This window comes from Paenibacillus sp. XY044 (assembly GCF_002257645.1).
Lineage (GTDB): Bacteria > Bacillota > Bacilli > Paenibacillales > Paenibacillaceae > Paenibacillus_AQ.
Map to the genome: position 1 here is coordinate 1,135,073 of NZ_NQMO01000001.1, position 16,446 is coordinate 1,151,518.

The window sequence follows — 16,446 nt, forward strand, 5'->3', positions numbered from 1 at the left end:
ACCGTTTATGAGTTTAACGCAACCGGAGGGGATTTTTTGTCCATCATTTTGTTTGCATATTCAAAGTTTTAAGAAAAGGCTTCAGCTTATTAATGACATAGTGGCTGCCGCCGCGTGAATGTACGTTTTCGATCACGGCGGATAACAAGAAAGAAGACGGATCGGCGTCAAAGGCGACCACGAAACCGTTCTCCTCGCCTTGTTCGCCTTTTTTGGCTTTCAGCTCGGCTGTTCCGGTTTTTGCCGCTAACTTCAGCTTGGCCGTAGACAGTGCGTGTGCGGTGCCGCCGCTGCGGCTGACGACCTGCATCAGTGCGTCTTTGACTGTTCCGGCAACCTGTGGAGTGATGATCTGGATCGCCGGAGGAGTTTCTTGATCTTCCTCGGCTGGAAAGAGGATGGGAGGTACAAGTTGACCTTGCTGTGCGAAGGGCGTGAAGGCCGCCGCCACGTGGATCGGAGACATCAGCATTTCTCCTTGTCCATAGGACGTATCCGCGAGCAGAACTTCCGAGGCCAGGTCCTTGTGGGAGGAGTTGGCATACTGGCTTGGTTTCAGGTTGATCATATCCAGTCCCCAGTTTTCGCCGAAGCCGAATTTGGATATGCCCTCGATAAATTTGCCGCTTCCCATTTCCAGTGCCTCCTGGGCAAAATAAATGTTATCCGAATACACGAGGGCATCCACCATATTCACAGTGCTGACGTCTTTTACCCGTGTGACATAGTAACCGCCCCAGCCCGCGTCCTTTTTCCAATGCAGACCGTCGATGCGGCGGGTTTTATCCGCTTGGGTAATTCCCTCCGTCAGGCCGGCAGCTGCCGTCACCGCTTTAAACACCGAGCCGGGCGCATAGCGGGCCGCGAACCGGTTAAAGAAGGGAAGATCCGGGTCATTGGAATAAGCATCCCATTTCTCCTGCGACAGGCCGGTGACCATTAGGTTCGGGTCATACGAAGGGGTGCTGACAAGGGCCAGCAAATCTCCGTGCTTTGGGTTCATCATCACCGCCGCACCGGCATCGCCCGACAGCGTACGGTACAGGTTCTGCTGAAGATCGGAAGCAATGGTAAGCCGGACGCTCTGGCCGTTCACCGCAGGTTTCTCGGCGACGATGCTTTTACGGTTCCCCTTTGCATCGGTAATTTCGATCAATCCCCCTTTCTGTCCCCGCAGCTGCTTTTCCAGCGATTGTTCCAAACCGGCCTTGCCAATCCAGTCCCCGGCCGCATAATAGCCGTCTTTATCGATCTCCAAATCTTCCTGCGTCACCTGGCGGACATAGCCGGTCAAGTGGGCGGCGGCTTGGCCGAGCGGATAGTACCTCACTTCTTTCGATTTGATGGATACTCCAGGCAGCTCTAGGGACAGATCAGAATCGGGAACATTGGCCATTGGCACAAAGTATTCCGGTTTGACCCACTTCTGCGCCAGCTTTTTTTGGATATATTCCACTGGAATTTTGAAGTAAGCGGCGATGTTGGAGATTGTCTGATCCGGATTGTCTCCGAGCCCTGAAGGGGTAATGCCCCACTCGTACACGGTGCCGCGGGTGGCCAGCGGGTTGCCGTCCCGGTCTGTGATTTCTCCGCGCTGAGGTGTCAGCACCCGGACCCGTACTTTGTCCCCGGTAGACATCTCTGGTAGAATCAGAGAAGGATTCCACTCGATAGCCCAGACCTTGTCATGGTCCTGCTGGACCTGAACCAGCTTCATGTGGTAATCCCCATCCACATCACCGATCTGGGTATGCCAGGTAGCGGAATAGTTCAAGGAATATTGTTCATCTTCCTCAGACTGGAAAGCAGGCCCCGGCGTCACTTTAACGCCGGTCACGCCCATCCCGCTGAAGATCGATTGGTATTTCTGGACGAACTGCTCGCGGCTCATTCCCGATTGCTCAAGGGATTCGGGCGACATGAGATCGTAAAGCCTGTCAAACTTCAACTCTTTCAAACTGCTAAAGTAGGACTGCAGCGTCTGATCAGGCCCGGAATCATCTCTCCCTTGAAAAAACACATATATCGCCAAGCCGCTGGCAACCAAAAAAGAAAGCAGCACGTATGTAAAGAATTGTTTTCGCTTCATTGCTATAAACCTCACTTTTGAAATATAATTCACAAGTAAACATGGAAACGGGTATAGGCTAACTATAAAATTAGCCGGGTAGGCAAACAATGGAGCAAATCTGACGAATTTATCATTGACGGGAGAAAGAGACAAAGGAAAGTGAGAGATTGATATGCCGGATAAGATCAAAATCATAATTGATACCGCCGGCCAGAAAGGCCATGGTTCGTTTATTTACTTGGAAGAAGGACGAAGCGTCACGGTCGGAAGACATACCGGATTGGAGCAGGGGATGCTCGCGATTTACAACTTGCTGGTTTCCAAGCAGCACTGCCGAATCGGGTGGAACGAAGAGGGGCTGCATGTCGAGGATTTGGGCAGCAAGAACGGGACCGAGCTGAACGGTCAGCGTCTAAGCCCCCATGAACGCGTTCCGGTGTCTCCGGGAGACCGCCTTACGCTGGTGAACGGATTGGTTGCGTTGGAACTGGAGAACGTCATGGACTTGGAGGAAACGAGGGAGTATGTTTTTTCGGGCTGGCCTGAAGACGATGTGCGCTTGAATGACGATATGCAGAGCATTCAGATTGCTGAGGAAACGATCCCGCTGTCGAAAAAGGAATATCAGCTGTTTAAGCTGATGCACAGCCGGCTGGATCATTTCGTGACCCGGGACGAAATCATGAGGTTTGTATGGCCTGAGCGCTGTGTAGATGATACCGAGCTGGTCGGCATCGACGAAGTGAACTCGCTGATATACCGGACGAACAAAAAGCTGCAGGGGTTTTTCGTCATCAAGTCCGTTTACAAAAAGGGCGTGTATATGAAACGGGAATATGCCGGATCTGATTCGGCCTTGTCCCGGTGATGCGGCCTAAGGACGGGGATTCGTCCAAACGGCTATGGTGTGTTGGCGAAGAACTGACAGGCATGATCTTTCATCGTCCGATCGGGAGGATGAGTTCGAGGGCTTGAGCTCATCACGTAAATGAAAACCCTGAACCAATATGGTTCAGGGTTTTTGCATTGCAAAAAATCCGGCTCCGAGCACCGAACGCATATCGTGGTGATCGATCTTCGAAACGGCATGGTAAAATAAACAGCCAGCCTTCCCCTAGCGGGGGAAAAGCTGGCTGTTTTGATGTTCAAAGAAGCTGCGGTAAGCTTGCGTCGGATCCTCGAACCAATGGACTATACGGTCCGCTGCCTCCTGGTCACCTGCGGCTTGCATCAGAAGTTCGGCAATATGTCCCGGCAGCGGCTGGGTCATGGCGTTGGTCCAATCGGTCACGGCCTTAATATAGGGCTGCGTCCGGCTCCAATATTCGGTGCCGATAGACTCGTCCCAATCGGCATCCGCATGGGCCAGCAGCGTCTCATACAGCTGCTCGGCGGCGTACGAAGCCGTATTGCAGCCTTGCCCGGTATTCGGATCGGCCAGGAAGACGCTGTCGCCGCATCCCAGGATGAGCGTGCCGCCATGCATGACATACGGACGGCGTACCGTAGGCGTGACGGCGGTCAGCAGATAAGCATTGTCGTCAATCAGCGCGAATCTGGCCGAATCGATCCGCCCGGCTTTCTCCGGGAAATGTTCCTCCACAATGCTAAGCATCCGCTCGGCAAACGCATCCGGTCCCTTCACGCCGACAAAAGCATCCAGCGCTCCACCCGGAACCGCTTCAATAAAAAGAATCGTGGCCCGTCCGTTATCCGTGACGGCTGGAATCTCGAACATTTCGCCGGTGCCAGGCATCACTGTGATGGAGATGCCTTCGGGCTCGACTGGACGTACACCCGCAAAATAGCCGACGATGCACTTGCGCTGCGGCGCCCGGAAGGGCGTCAAGCTCTCATCTACGGGAAAAGAGGCGACCGGTCCCGATTTGCCCGATGCGTCGATGACCAGGTCGAACGAGGTAGCGAGTGCATCCAGATCGCTTGCCGTGATGCGTCCATGCTGAAATCGAACGCCTTCCTTGGCCAGATCCTCCATAGCATCCGCAAACCGGATGCGCTGATCGATGGAAGTGGCGATGTCCGTCAGGTTCCCGGTAAACAGCTTTTGTCCGCCAAGCTGAAAGTGAATGGTCCGCAGCTGCGGCGCACCGCTGTTCGAGGGCATTTGCACGCGCCGCTCCCGCGCAAGCGTCGGCTGAAAATGAACCTGGGTCGAGCGGACTCTGCCACTTCGGACCTCACCAGGCTCTTCATGATGAAGCACTGTGACATCAAAATCGTCCTTTAGCGCATAGGCCAGCTGCAGCCCGGCCGTACCGCTTCCGATAATGCCGATTGTTCTCATGAGTGATCTCCTCCTTGATCTTGGGGACTATTTACCAGCATACCTTCGAGTCAGGATGGATCAACAGGGAACAATTAACTAATTTTGTTTCAGACGGAGCGGGATTTCTTTCACGCCGCGCACGATCATGCCGGGTCTCCATTCAAGATCCCGTATGTCTCCTTCAAGCGCAAAGTCTGGAAAACGACGCAGCAGCGTATTGACGGCGATCTCTCCCTCCAAGCGGGCGAGCGGGGCGCCAAGGCACAGGTGTATACCTTTCCCGAACGCCAAATGCGGGCTCTTGCCGCGGGTAACGTCAAACAGGTCCGAGTCTTCAAATTGAGCCGGGTCCCGGTTAGCTGAATCGAGCGCGACGATCACAAGGTCGCCCCGCTGAAAATGCTGACCCCTGAATTCCAAATCCTCGGCGGCCCAGCGGGAGGTGCTGAATTCCACGGGACCGTTGTAGCGGAGCATCTCTTCGACGGCACCCTGGATGAGTTCTGGCTGATCCTGAAGCAGCTGACGCTGCTCCGGATATTCGAGCAGGGCCAGCACCCCGTTGCCGATCAAATTGACCGTCGTCTCGTGGCCGGCGATGATCATCAGCGTAACCACGCCGTACAGCTCTTCCTCCGTTAACCGGTCCCCTTGGTTTTCCGCGATCACCAGTTCGCTGATCATGTCGTCACCCGGCTGCTCACGGACCTTTTCGAACCATTCCTTTAAATAAGCGATAAATTCGTTCATGTGACGGGTGACATCCTCGCCCATTTCCTGGTTTGAGGCTTCAATAATAGAGTTCGACCATACCCGGAATTTGTCCTGATCCACCGTGGGCACGCCCAAAATTTCGCTGATGACGATGATCGGCAGAGGAAAGGCGTAATCGTCAATGAGATTCAGGCGATCCTTACCGGAGACCGCATCCAGCAGCTTGTCCGCTATTTCCTGAATGTGATCCCGCATGCTTTCGATCCGCTGCGGCGTGAAGCCCTTTTGCACCAGACCGCGGAGACGCTTGTGATCCGGCGGGTCGGAGAACAGCATGTTTTTGGAGAATACGCTCGGATGCTCCTGTCCGATGAATTTGGTCATGTCCTTAATGAATCTCGGATCTTTCAGCACGGCTGCCGCATCCTCGTAGGTGCTGATGAGCCAACCGGTTTGCCCGTTCGGAAGCATGACCTTCACAACGGGGTCGCTTTGCCGCAATTTCTCGTACACGGGGTACGGATTGCGGGTAAAGTCGTTTGTAAACAACGCATTTTTCGGAGTTTCGCTTGCATGCATAGACACTGGACTCCTCTCGAAAAAATGATAGATTGCTCTTTCATTATAAAAGAATGTGGGAACGATATCCAAATGCACGTCAGGCAGCTATATTCCTCCATGCATCCTTACTATGAGTCCTCCGATAACGGCTTTAAAACGGCAGATTTCTAGTTTTGTTCATTCTATTGGAGAAATCGTCAGCCGCTGGGAGAAAAAAGACGATCGTTTTGGCGTTTCTGCTCATATCCGTCGGAACGGTGCTTCGATAATCTGAAAGGGCAAGATTCACTTCACCACATACCAAATGGAGGTTATAGGCATGAAAAAAATCGCAGCTGCGGGTCTGATCATCGCAATGCTGGGCAGTGTGCTGGCAGGCTGTTCATCCGGCGGCAAGAGCGGCGAGGATGCAGCAAAGGGGGCAAGTCCGGGAGGAGCGGCCGAATCGGCCACCTACCCGTTGAAAACCGATGAGAAGCTGTCCTATTGGGGCGAGATCAACGGCAACCTGGTCGGAGTCAAGGCATCGCATGACGAAATTCCTTTCTTTCAGAAATGGCAGGAGAAAACCGGAGTGCCCCTCAAGTTCACCGCGCCGCCGACCGGTCAGGTCAAAGAAGCCTTCAACGTCATGCTGGCTTCGGGGGATTTGCCGGATATGATCGAATATAACTTTATCGGCGATTTTCCCGGCGGGCCGGAAAAGGCGATCAGTGACGGCTACATTCTGAAGCTGAACGATCTGATCGACAAATACGCCCCGAACCTGAAAAAGTACTTGCAGGACCATCCTGACATCGACAAGATGGTCAAGACGGACAGCGGCAGCTATTACGCGTTCCCGTTCATCCGGGGCGACGAATACTTGCGCGTATTCCAAGGTCCGGTCATTCGGAAGGATTGGTTGGATGAGCTTGGGCTGCCGGTACCGGAAACGATCGATGAATGGACGACGACGCTGAGAGCTTTTAAGGAGAAGAAAGGGGCGGCTGCGCCATTCTCTGTGGTAAGCAAGCCGCGCTTCTTCAATGAGTCCGGCAACGGCGCGTTTCTCGGCGCCTTCGGCGTAAACCGAGGGTTCTATCAGGAAGACGGGAAGGTCAAATTCGGCCCCGCCGAGCCCGGCTTTAAAGAATATTTGAATCTATTCCATGACTGGTATAAGGAAGGCTTGATCGACAAAAACATCGCGACGGCCGACACGAAAGCGGTCGACGGCAACATCGCGTCCGGCGCTACCGGAGCAACGATCGGGAACGCCGGAGGTGGCATTGGCAAATGGCAGCCGCTCGTTGCCGCAAACGATCCGAAAGCCGTTCTCGTTGCGACACCTTATCCGGTGCTGAACAAAGGAGACAAGCCCAAATTCGGACAGCTGAACCAGGCCTACGCTTCGGAAGGAACGGTAGCGGTCACGACAGCCGCCAAAGATCCCGCACTCGCCGTGCGCATGCTGGATTACGGGTACAGCGAGGAAGGGCACATGTTCTTCAACTTCGGTGAGGAAGGCGTCAGCTACAACATGGAGGACGGCTATCCGAAATTCACCGATCTCCTGATGAAAAATCCGGACAAGCTTGCTCCCGCTCAGGCGATTTCCATGTATGCGCGCAGCAGCTACAACGGGCCGTTCGTGCAGGATAAGCGTTACGCTGAGCAGTTCTTTGCGCTTCAGACACAGCGGGATGCGGTGGAAATTTGGAAAAACACCGATGCGGCGAAGTACAACCTGCCGTCCATTACACCTACACCGGAAGAGAGTTCCGAGTACGCCACCATCATGAACGATATCAATACGCTGGTGGATGAAATGACGATCAAGATCATTCTCGGCTCCGAACCTGTGGATCAATATGACAGCTATGTCGCCAAGATGAAGTCGCTGGGCTTGGACCGGGCGATCGAAATACAGACGGCGGCTCTGCAGCGGTACAACAGCCGGTAAGCACAAACGAAGGGGAGAGCCTGCTCTCCCCCTAATAAAAATTGAGGTGACTTTCAGGCATGGCAAATCGGCAATCGTTTCGAAGCCGGCTCGTTCGTGATTTTGTGCTCAACAAGTATTTGTATATCATGATGCTGCCGGTGATCGCCTATTATTTGGTCTTTCATTACGCACCCATGTACGGGGCGCTGATCGCATTCAAAGATTATTCGCCCATGAAGGGCATATTGGGCAGCGACTGGGTCGGACTGAAGCATTTTCAGGACTTTTTCGGCAGTTATTATTTTTTGAGAATTTTGAAAAATACGATCTTGATCAGCCTGTATACGCTGGTTTTTGAGTTCCCGGCTCCGATCATCCTCGCTCTTTTGATCAACGAAGTACGCAAGAAGAAATTCAAGCGCGTCGTCCAGACGATCACGTACATGCCGTATTTTATTTCGCTCGTGGTCATTTGCGGCATCATTACCGATTTTACGAATGCGGACGGGCTCATCAACCGCCTGTTCATGTTCCTGGGCTATGACGGTCAGGCGATGCTGCAGAAGCCCGAGCTGTTCCGTCCCATCTACGTACTGTCCGAAATCTGGCAGCGGATCGGCTGGGAATCGATCATCTATATCGCCGCCCTCATGAGCATCGATCTGGAGCAGTACGAAGCGGCGCGGATCGACGGGGCCAGCCGGATGAAGCAGATGCTGTACATTACGCTGCCCGGGCTGCTGCCCACCATTATGATCATGTTCATTCTCCGGATGGGGAACCTGCTCAACGTCGGGTTTGAAAAGATCATTCTTCTATACAACCCGGTCACTTACGAAACGGCGGACGTCATTTCCTCCTTCGTATACCGCAAAGGTCTGCTGGAGTTTGGCTGGAGCTACAGCTCTGCCGTTGGTTTGTTCAACTCGGTCATCAATCTCGTCCTCCTGATTACGGCCAACGCCATCAGCCGGAGGGTGAGCCAAAACAGCCTATGGTGAGGTGGTAAGCTTGAAAACAGAGAACGGTTGGGGTGACCGTATATTCAATGTCATCAACTACGCCCTAATGATTTTTCTGGTCGTCGTGACCTTATATCCACTGGTGTATGTATTGTTCGCTTCCTTCAGCGACTCGGCCCGGCTGCTAGGCCACAAAGGCTTTTTGTGGAGACCGCTCGGCTTCAGCCTTGATGCTTATAAGAGCGTTCTGGACAATCCGGGCATCGGCATCGGCTTTCGCAACACGCTGTTCATTCTCGTATTCGGGGTAGCGGTCAATCTACTGCTCACCTCGATGGGTGCTTATGTCCTGTCGCGCAAAAACGTGATGTGGAACAAGGTGTTCATGTTCATCATCGTGTTCACCATGTTCTTCAGCGGCGGTCTGATCCCGCTGTATCTCGTCGTCAAAGGCGTGGGACTGCTGGACACGCTGTGGTCCACGATCATTCCGTTCAGCGTCAGCACGTTCAACCTGATCATCATGCGAACAGCCTTCATGGGCATTCCGGACAGCCTGGAGGAATCGGCCAAAATCGACGGCGCGAACCATTTCACCATTTTGTTCCGGATCATTATCCCGTTGTCCATGCCGGTCATCGCCGTCATGATTCTCTACTATGCGGTGGACAAGTGGAACGGATGGTTCTACGCATCGGTGTTTATCAAAGACAGAAATCTGTTTCCCCTGCAGCTCGTGCTGCGCGAAATTCTGATCTCCAACTCGACCGACAGCATGTCATCGGGCGCTTCGGCGGGAGACCGGTTCCAAATCGGGGAAACGATCAAATACGCAACGATTATGGTGGCAACCGTGCCTATCCTGTGCGTGTATCCGTTCCTTCAGCGGTTTTTCGTGAAGGGAGTCATGGTCGGCTCGCTGAAGGGCTAATGCACGTAACTGCAAAACAGATGTTGGTCAGATAAAGGAGGTCTAAGTATGAAGGACGTTGAAACGGTAAAGCAGGAGATGTGGCAGCAGATCGTCCGCAAGGCGGGACAAATGCTGGAACGAATCGGCGACAAATCACCGCATGCCGCAGGCCTAGACGGCAAATACGACGATATGCGGATCGATTGGTGGACTTCGGGTTTTTGGCCGGGCATCCTGTGGTTGATGTACGACATGACCGGCGAGGATAAATTCCGGGAGGCGGCCTGGAACTGGGATGAACGGCTGTCGGAGCTATGGCTCGCTCCGAACCATTACGATCATGACGTCGGGTTTCAATTTCTGCCGACCGCGGTCATGAAATACAAGCTGACCGGAGATGCGGACGCGGCGAGGCGTGCGCTCCTTGCCGCCGGATTTTTGGCCGGGCGCTTTAACCCTGCCGGCCGGTTTATCCGCGCCTGGAACGGCGACAAGACCGGCTGGTCGATCATTGATACGATGATGAATCTGTCGCTGTTGTTCTGGGCATCGGAAGAGAGCGGCGACCCGCGGTTTGCGCATATTGCAAGGCAACATGCGGATACGGTCGTCCGTCATTTTGTCCGCCCGGACGGGTCCGTGCATCATATCATCCGGTTCGATGCCGAAACCGGCGACCCCGTTGAAGCAATCGGCGGGCAGGGTTTTGCGCCGGATTCGGCCTGGAGCCGGGGAGCGGCCTGGGCACTATACGGTTTAACGAATACGTATCGTTATACAGGGATTCCGGATTACCTTGAGGCCGCACAGCGCGTGGCGAACTTTTTCATTGCGCACCTGCCCGAGGATGACGTGCCGTATTGGGATTTTCGTGCGGACGAAGAGGGCGGCATCGTTCGCGACAGCTCGGCTGGTGCCATCGCAGCATCCGGGCTGCTGGAGCTCGCGGACGTACTCGGCGATATCCGGGGAAGAGGATATCTTGATGCCACGCAGCGGATTTTGTATTGCTTGTACACAGGGTACAGCACATGGAATGATCCTGATCATGAAGCCGTCCTGCTGCACGGAACCGGCCATAAACCGGTCTCGCAAAATGTAGACGTGTCTCTCATTTACGGCGACTATTTTTTTATTGAGGCGGCCGCCAAGCTGAATGGCTGGAAGCACCGCATCTTTTAAGGGATCTATAATGAGCGAATGAAAGGGCGTGTATGATTGCCTGTCCGATCACCCGCAGAGCCTGGGAAGACCGCGAGGTCTCCCGAGGCTTCTTCGCGTTTATTTTGCATAAAACGTGGGGATTTTGCATTTTTAACAACCGGATTGCACTTTTTATCTATACGCATCCCTGGCGATATTCGCTATAATGGGTGTCTAATCAATCGAGACAAACTATTGAAATATGGGTGATGGTCTTTGCTGAACATTCAAAATCTGTGGCGGAAACGGGAGAGCATCATCGCCACCTGGCTCGTATCTTACAGTGCGGTGCTGTTTGTTCCCATCGTAATTAGTCTGGTGATTTATGCCCAAGCCAGCCATGCGCTGAAGAGCGAAATCCACCGGGCCAACGATTCGCTCCTGAAGCAGATGAGGTACACGATCGACAATCAAATCGACCTGATGAAGCGGTTGAATATGGAAATGACCTGGAGCCCGAATTTGCAGCATTTGATGTATTCCAGCTTGCCGGCCCAGGAAGTGCCGTACACGGCGTATCAGCTGGTGAATGAATTCCGACTCTTTAAAACGTCGTACGCGTCCATTGATGAATTCTATGTCGTCTCCAGCAGGGACGGTTCGGTGTACAGGTCCGGAAATATCCGCGACTTGAATACCGCGTTCTATACGATTCATCAAACCGGAGCGCTCTCGTTGGAGGAATGGAAGAGCACCGTTCTGAATGGGGAGAGCAATTCTTTTGTCGTGCTTCCCCATGCGAATGCGGCGGAGGGAAAGACGTCAATCGCCTATATTACGCAGCTGCCAAAAGACATGAACGGCCGGAGTGCGGGCAGCGTGGTGGTCATGTCCGACACCCGCAGGTTCCAGGAAGCTGTGGAGGGCATATCGGGCTTCAGCGGAGCGACGCTGCTCATTTTAAACCATAACAACGAGATTTTGATGTCTAACCATCCGGACTCGAAGGAGCTTGCGCCCTTCATGAATGGTAAGCGCATTCAAACGGATTTTGCGAAGGATGGAACATCGGAGCTATTCTCCATTGACTCCTCCGTATCGGATCTGAAGTACGCCCTGATCATCCCGAGCGGAATCTATTGGGAGAAGGCGGAATACGTCCGCAATTTTACGTATGTCAGCATTCTCGTAAGCCTGGTTGGCGCCGGCGTTCTGACCTGGTTTTTTATGCGCCGCAACTATTCGCCCGTTCAGCAGCTGGTCGAGTCGCTCATGGATAAGAACACCGACCGAAGCCACGCCGATGCGAACGAATTTCGGTTCATCCAAAAAGTCGTTAACCGCACCCGCACCGAAAATGACGAGATCGCCATGCAGCTCCGGAAGCATCAGCAGGTGCTGAGGTCCAACATGCTCAACCGGCTGCTGAAGGGCAAGCCGGATACGCTGGTGCCTTATGAGGAGGCATTTCGCTCCTTTCAGATGAAACAGATCTCGACCGAATTTGCCGTTATTTTGTTCGTGATCGAGAACGAAGAGAAGCTGTACGAATTCCTGCCGGGCATCGACATGCATGAACGAAGCAAGCTGGTTCAATTGATCATATCCAATGTGGTGGAAGAGCTGGCGGAACGTCAGGGACATGCCGGGTATGTGGTCGAAACGGATGACATGATGGCTTGCCTCGTCAATTTGAAAGCGGATTCTACCGGATGGGAGCACGATCTTCATGACATTGCCTACGAGGCACAGCGGTTTCTGGAGCGGTATGACATGGAACTGACGGTCTCGCTGAGCGGACGCCATGCTTCCTGGATTGGCATCTCCGAGGCGTATCGGGAAGCGGTTGACGCGATGGAATACAAAATGGTCCTCGGCAAAAAAGGCATCATCGCGTACGAAGACGTTCGCGCCGACGGAACAGCGGACATCGGATACGGCTACTATTATCCGCTTCAGATCGAGCAGCAGCTGATTAACGTGATCAAGGCGGGGGATCTGGACGAAGCCGCAACCTGCATGAACGAGATCATCGAGAAAAATCTGGACAAGCCTGTCATGCCGCTGACGCTGGCCAGATGCCTGATGTTCAATCTCGTCGGAACGATGATCAAGGCGATCAATGAGCTGGGCGAAGGGAGCGGCGGCATTACGCTTGCCGACAATCCGCGCTGGATCGACGATATTATGGCATGCGGGACGCTTCGGGAAATGCAGGAGAAGCTGCAGGCGCTCCTTCAGGAAGTATGCGCTTACGCGTCGGCCAAACGCTCCTCCCACGTATCCAGGGAGCGGGAGGATTCCCTGCGGAACCTGACTGAGGAAGTCCATCAATATATCCAAGCGAATTACATGGACATGAACTTGAACGTCAATGCCATCGGCGAGCATTTTGAGCTGAAGGGAAGCTACCTGTCCAAGCTGTATAAGACCCAGACGGGCGAAGGCATACTGGACAGCATTCATAAATACCGAATCGAGCAGGCGAAACGGCTGATGCGGTCCAAACCGGAGTCGGTCAGCGAAATTTCCAGGCAGATCGGATACAACGATCCCGCGACCTTCATCCGGGTGTTCAAAAAATACGAAGGCATTACGCCGGGCAAGTACAGAGAAATTATTTGATGTTTATTTTCGGGAGGTACCTATGAAGCGGAAAGGTAAGGGGAGAGCGGCGGTGTGGGGATGGCTGGCTTGCATGGTCCTGTTGATGGCGGTATTGCCGGCTTGCGACCGCGAGCGGACGACACAGACGGCAAGTACGTTGCAGACTGCCGAATCAGCGTCGATGCCGGCCGGCAGCAAGGGCTCGCCTTCCCCTAATGGAAAGCTTACCTATTGGGCTGAACTGAACGGCAACGCGGCGGGGATTAAGTCCACCTTTAACCAGGTGCCGTTCTTTCAGGAATGGCAGCGGAGAACCGGCGTCCAGCTGACGTTCATCCAACCTCCGGCCAACCAGGCGAAGGAAGCGATTAGCGTGCTGCTGGCGTCCGGCGATTTGCCGGATATGATGGAGTACGAATGGATCAATTATCCGGGGGGACCGGAGAAGGCGATCAACGACGGTTATATTTTGCGCTTGAACGAAGCCATCGACCAGTACGCCCCCAACTTGAAGCGGTACCTTAAAGAGCATCCCGATATCGACATGCAAATCCGGACAGCCGGAGGAAGCTACTATGCTTTTCCGTTTATTCAGGGTGACGACAAGCTGCGGACTTACCAGGGACCGATCATCCGTAAGGACTGGCTGGATGAGCTGGGACTGGACGTGCCTGTAACGATCGACGATTGGCATACGGTACTCAAGGCTTTCAAGGAGAAAAAGGGTGCGAAAGCACCGCTCACCTTCCTTGGCGTACCGAACCCTCTGTTTGGCATCGAGGGCGGGGGTTTTATCGGCGCATTCGGGATCAAGAAAGGCTTTTACCAAGAGGATGGTAAAATCAAGTTCGGCCCGGTTGAGCGAGGCTATAAAGATTTTCTGTTGCTGTTCCGGGGATGGTATGCGGAAGGATTGATCGACCCGAACTTTGCTGCCGTCGACTCCGAAACGCAGGATACGAACATGATCCTCAGCCGAAGCGGCGCAGGGATATGGAATGCAGGCGCCGGCATCGGCACCTGGCTGCCTGTAATGAAATCACAGGATCCGTCTGTGGAGCTTGTTCCCGCGCCGTACCCGGTGCTGCACCGCGGGGAACGCCCCAAATTCGGCCAGCTGGCGCCGGCTGTTGGATCCAATGGTGTGGCCATTTCCGCGAAAAGCAAGCATGTAGAAGAAGCGGTAAAAATGCTGGATTACGGTTACGGAACGGAAGGACATCTGCTCTTCAATTTTGGCATCGAAGGGGTCAGCTACGTGATGAAAGACGGGTATCCTGCGTATACGGACGTCATTTTGCGCAATCCGGATAAGCTGGCGCCGTCACAGGCGCTGGCGATGTACACCAGGGCAAGCTATTTCGGGCCTTTCGTCCAGGATATTCGTTACATGGAGCAGTACTATTCCCTCCCGGAGCAGAAGGAGGCGGTCCGGGTGTGGTCCGACACGGATGCGGCGCTTCATACGCTGCCAGCGCTCCCGACCACGGAGAAGGAGAGCACCGAGCTGGCGGTAATTATGCAGGAAATCAATAAGGTCGTGACCGAAATGTCGCTGAAAATCATTATGGGCATGGAACCGGAATCCGCTTTTGATGAATACGTGAAAAAAATCCGGCTGCTCGACATCCAGCGTGCCATTGATATTGAGCAGCGGGCATTGGACCGTTACCGGGCATCCTTATCCCAATCCGGCGGCCGCAATGCCGGGTGAGCATGCAGCGGGAAGCTCGGAAACCTAGGTTTTCATGCTTTTTCTGATGGCCGGAGCCGCTGCCGACAGGAATGTGTTCAGCGCGATATAGAAAGGAAAAAGGATCATCTCAAATATCAGAATCAAACCGGTGACCGGAGCCGGGTCATCACCCGGATCGGTCAGGGGGAACAGAGTACTGAAGCCCCATATCCACAGGATGAAATACGGGATCCACAGAACGGTGGCGGCATAGGCGGGCTTCCGCCCGGATACGAGGCGCTTGCTCAGCCAATAGCAGAGGATCAGAGAGCCTGCAAACCATGCCAGATTCGCCCAGTCCAAGGCCTTATAGATGCCGTTCCAATTTGTGATTCTCTCAAGCCTGTACACGTTGATCAAACTTCCGGCATGAAGAAACAGCAGGAAAGCGTAAGTGCAGCTCATCACATTCAATTTGAAGAAAAAGCGCATGTCGGTTTATCTCCTTGTCGGTCCAGCGGGTTCGCTGGACTTCTTTGGCATGGCCAAATATCCATGCCGATCGTTTCAATGCGGACTGAAGTAATGCCCTCATTATACCTCAATCTAAACTGTACCGGGACAGCTGAGCAAAATACGCGTTGTCCCAGTCGCTCGCTCCTTGTAACTTATAGGTAATGGATTTGTTGCCCGCAGATAAATCAGCGCGTGACTAATCAAGATTTCACATCCCGAAATGAGGAGAAAAGAATGATTAACCTGCAAAAATACCTGACCAGACTCGGCATGACCGATCAGAATATCAGGCCTGATCTAACGCTGCTGCGGGCGCTGCAATGCCGGCATGTGATGCATATTCCGTTCGAAAATCTCGATATCATGGACGGAGTGCCGTTGTCGATGAAGCCGGACATGCTCTTTGACAAGATCATTGAAGGCCGGCGCGGAGGCGTATGTTACGAATTGAACGGTCTGTTTCACAGTTTTCTCAAGGAGCTTGGCTACAGCGTTTCAATGGCGGCCTGCACCGTCAAGCAAGAGGATGGCTGGTTTAAAGACGGAACCCATGCCGTCAATGTCGTTCATCTTCGGGACGTGGATTACCTGGTGGATGTTGGATTTGGCGGACGAAGCCCCCGTGTGCCGGTCCCGCTGAACGGTGAATTGACCCCGGATTGGGAGGGGAGGTGGTGTATCCGTCCATATACGAAGCTGCCGGGCCGTCTTGTTTTGGAGAAGGAAACCCCAGGCGAGTGGGAGATGCTGTACCAGTTGGACAGGGCGCCGCGATCGTTGAAAGATTTCAAAGCGGTGTTCGATATGACACAGTACGGGAGCGAATCGAAATTTAACAAGGTCCGGGTGGTGATGATCCAGACAGAGCAGGGACGCATTACGCTGAGCGGAAACTCCCTGACCCGGGTCAACGGAGACATGAAGACGAAAGAGGACGTCGATCCGGAGCGCCTTGGGCAGGTGCTGGAGCAGGTTTTCCATATCGAGCTGAAGGGATGACAGTTCAATTCCGCGGATCATTATAAGCATTCCGTATTACCGGGAATGTAAATGCATTAGCAAAGGTCCCT

General features: G+C 53.6%; 12 protein-coding genes. 8 read left to right on the top strand and 4 right to left on the bottom strand.

All coding sequences use genetic code 11. The annotated features are described in order from the left end of the window. Window positions 1-43: 43 nt before the first annotated feature. Entirely contained in the window at window positions 44-2,089 is a 2,046-nt protein-coding gene (gene pbp4 / locus CJP46_RS05355; protein WP_179281037.1) for a penicillin-binding protein PBP4(5), read from the bottom strand. 154 nt (window positions 2,090-2,243) lie between these two features. Here pbp4 and CJP46_RS05360 point away from each other — a divergent pair, with 154 nt between their 5' ends. Then, window positions 2,244-2,939, top strand: coding sequence for an FHA domain-containing protein (locus CJP46_RS05360; RefSeq protein ID WP_094594532.1), 696 nt, complete (start codon window positions 2,244-2,246; stop codon window positions 2,937-2,939). A gap of 246 nt (window positions 2,940-3,185) precedes the next feature. On the opposite strand, the gene CJP46_RS05365 is transcribed toward CJP46_RS05360, so the two are convergent. After that, on the bottom strand, window positions 3,186-4,376 hold the full coding sequence (locus tag CJP46_RS05365; RefSeq protein ID WP_094594533.1) for a styrene monooxygenase/indole monooxygenase family protein: 1,191 nt from the start codon (window positions 4,374-4,376) through the stop codon (window positions 3,186-3,188). 78 nt (window positions 4,377-4,454) lie between these two features. Continuing rightward, the gene (locus tag CJP46_RS05370; protein WP_094594534.1) at window positions 4,455-5,651 is read right to left on the bottom strand and encodes a cytochrome P450 family protein; all 1,197 of its coding nucleotides are present in this window, start codon (window positions 5,649-5,651) and stop codon (window positions 4,455-4,457) included. Between the two features lie 301 nt (window positions 5,652-5,952). On the opposite strand from CJP46_RS05370, the gene CJP46_RS05375 reads away from it, so the two are divergent. The 6 genes from CJP46_RS05375 (at window position 5,953) to CJP46_RS05400 (ending at window position 14,899) form a co-directional block, all read left to right on the top strand. Continuing rightward, window positions 5,953-7,578, top strand: a complete 1,626-nt coding sequence (locus CJP46_RS05375) for a type 2 periplasmic-binding domain-containing protein (RefSeq protein ID WP_094594535.1) — start codon at window positions 5,953-5,955, stop codon at window positions 7,576-7,578. A gap of 59 nt (window positions 7,579-7,637) precedes the next feature. Further along, window positions 7,638-8,561 carry an ABC transporter permease gene (locus CJP46_RS05380; RefSeq protein ID WP_094594536.1) on the top strand — a complete coding sequence of 308 codons (924 nt, stop codon included), beginning with the start codon at window positions 7,638-7,640 and terminating at the stop codon, window positions 8,559-8,561. Window positions 8,562-8,628: 67 nt separating this feature from the next. Then, window positions 8,629-9,453, top strand: coding sequence for a carbohydrate ABC transporter permease (locus CJP46_RS05385; RefSeq protein WP_094595081.1), 825 nt, complete (start codon window positions 8,629-8,631; stop codon window positions 9,451-9,453). A 48-nt stretch (window positions 9,454-9,501) separates the two neighbouring features. Continuing rightward, window positions 9,502-10,617, top strand: coding sequence for a glycoside hydrolase family 88 protein (locus CJP46_RS05390; RefSeq protein WP_094594537.1), 1,116 nt, complete (start codon window positions 9,502-9,504; stop codon window positions 10,615-10,617). 237 nt (window positions 10,618-10,854) lie between these two features. Then, window positions 10,855-13,203, top strand: a complete 2,349-nt coding sequence (locus CJP46_RS05395) for a helix-turn-helix domain-containing protein (RefSeq protein WP_094594538.1) — start codon at window positions 10,855-10,857, stop codon at window positions 13,201-13,203. Between the two features lie 22 nt (window positions 13,204-13,225). Then, window positions 13,226-14,899: an extracellular solute-binding protein gene (locus CJP46_RS05400; RefSeq protein WP_256992197.1), complete on the top strand. Its 1,674-nt coding sequence runs from the start codon at window positions 13,226-13,228 to the stop codon at window positions 14,897-14,899. 24 nt (window positions 14,900-14,923) lie between these two features. Here CJP46_RS05400 and CJP46_RS05405 read toward each other — a convergent pair whose 3' ends face one another. Next, entirely contained in the window at window positions 14,924-15,352 is a 429-nt protein-coding gene (locus tag CJP46_RS05405; protein WP_094594539.1) for a hypothetical protein, read from the bottom strand. Between the two features lie 258 nt (window positions 15,353-15,610). Between CJP46_RS05405 and CJP46_RS05410 the strand changes: the two genes are divergently transcribed. Beyond that, window positions 15,611-16,375, top strand: a complete 765-nt coding sequence (locus CJP46_RS05410; protein ID WP_094594540.1) for an arylamine N-acetyltransferase family protein — start codon at window positions 15,611-15,613, stop codon at window positions 16,373-16,375. The last annotated feature ends 71 nt before the right edge of the window (window positions 16,376-16,446 follow it).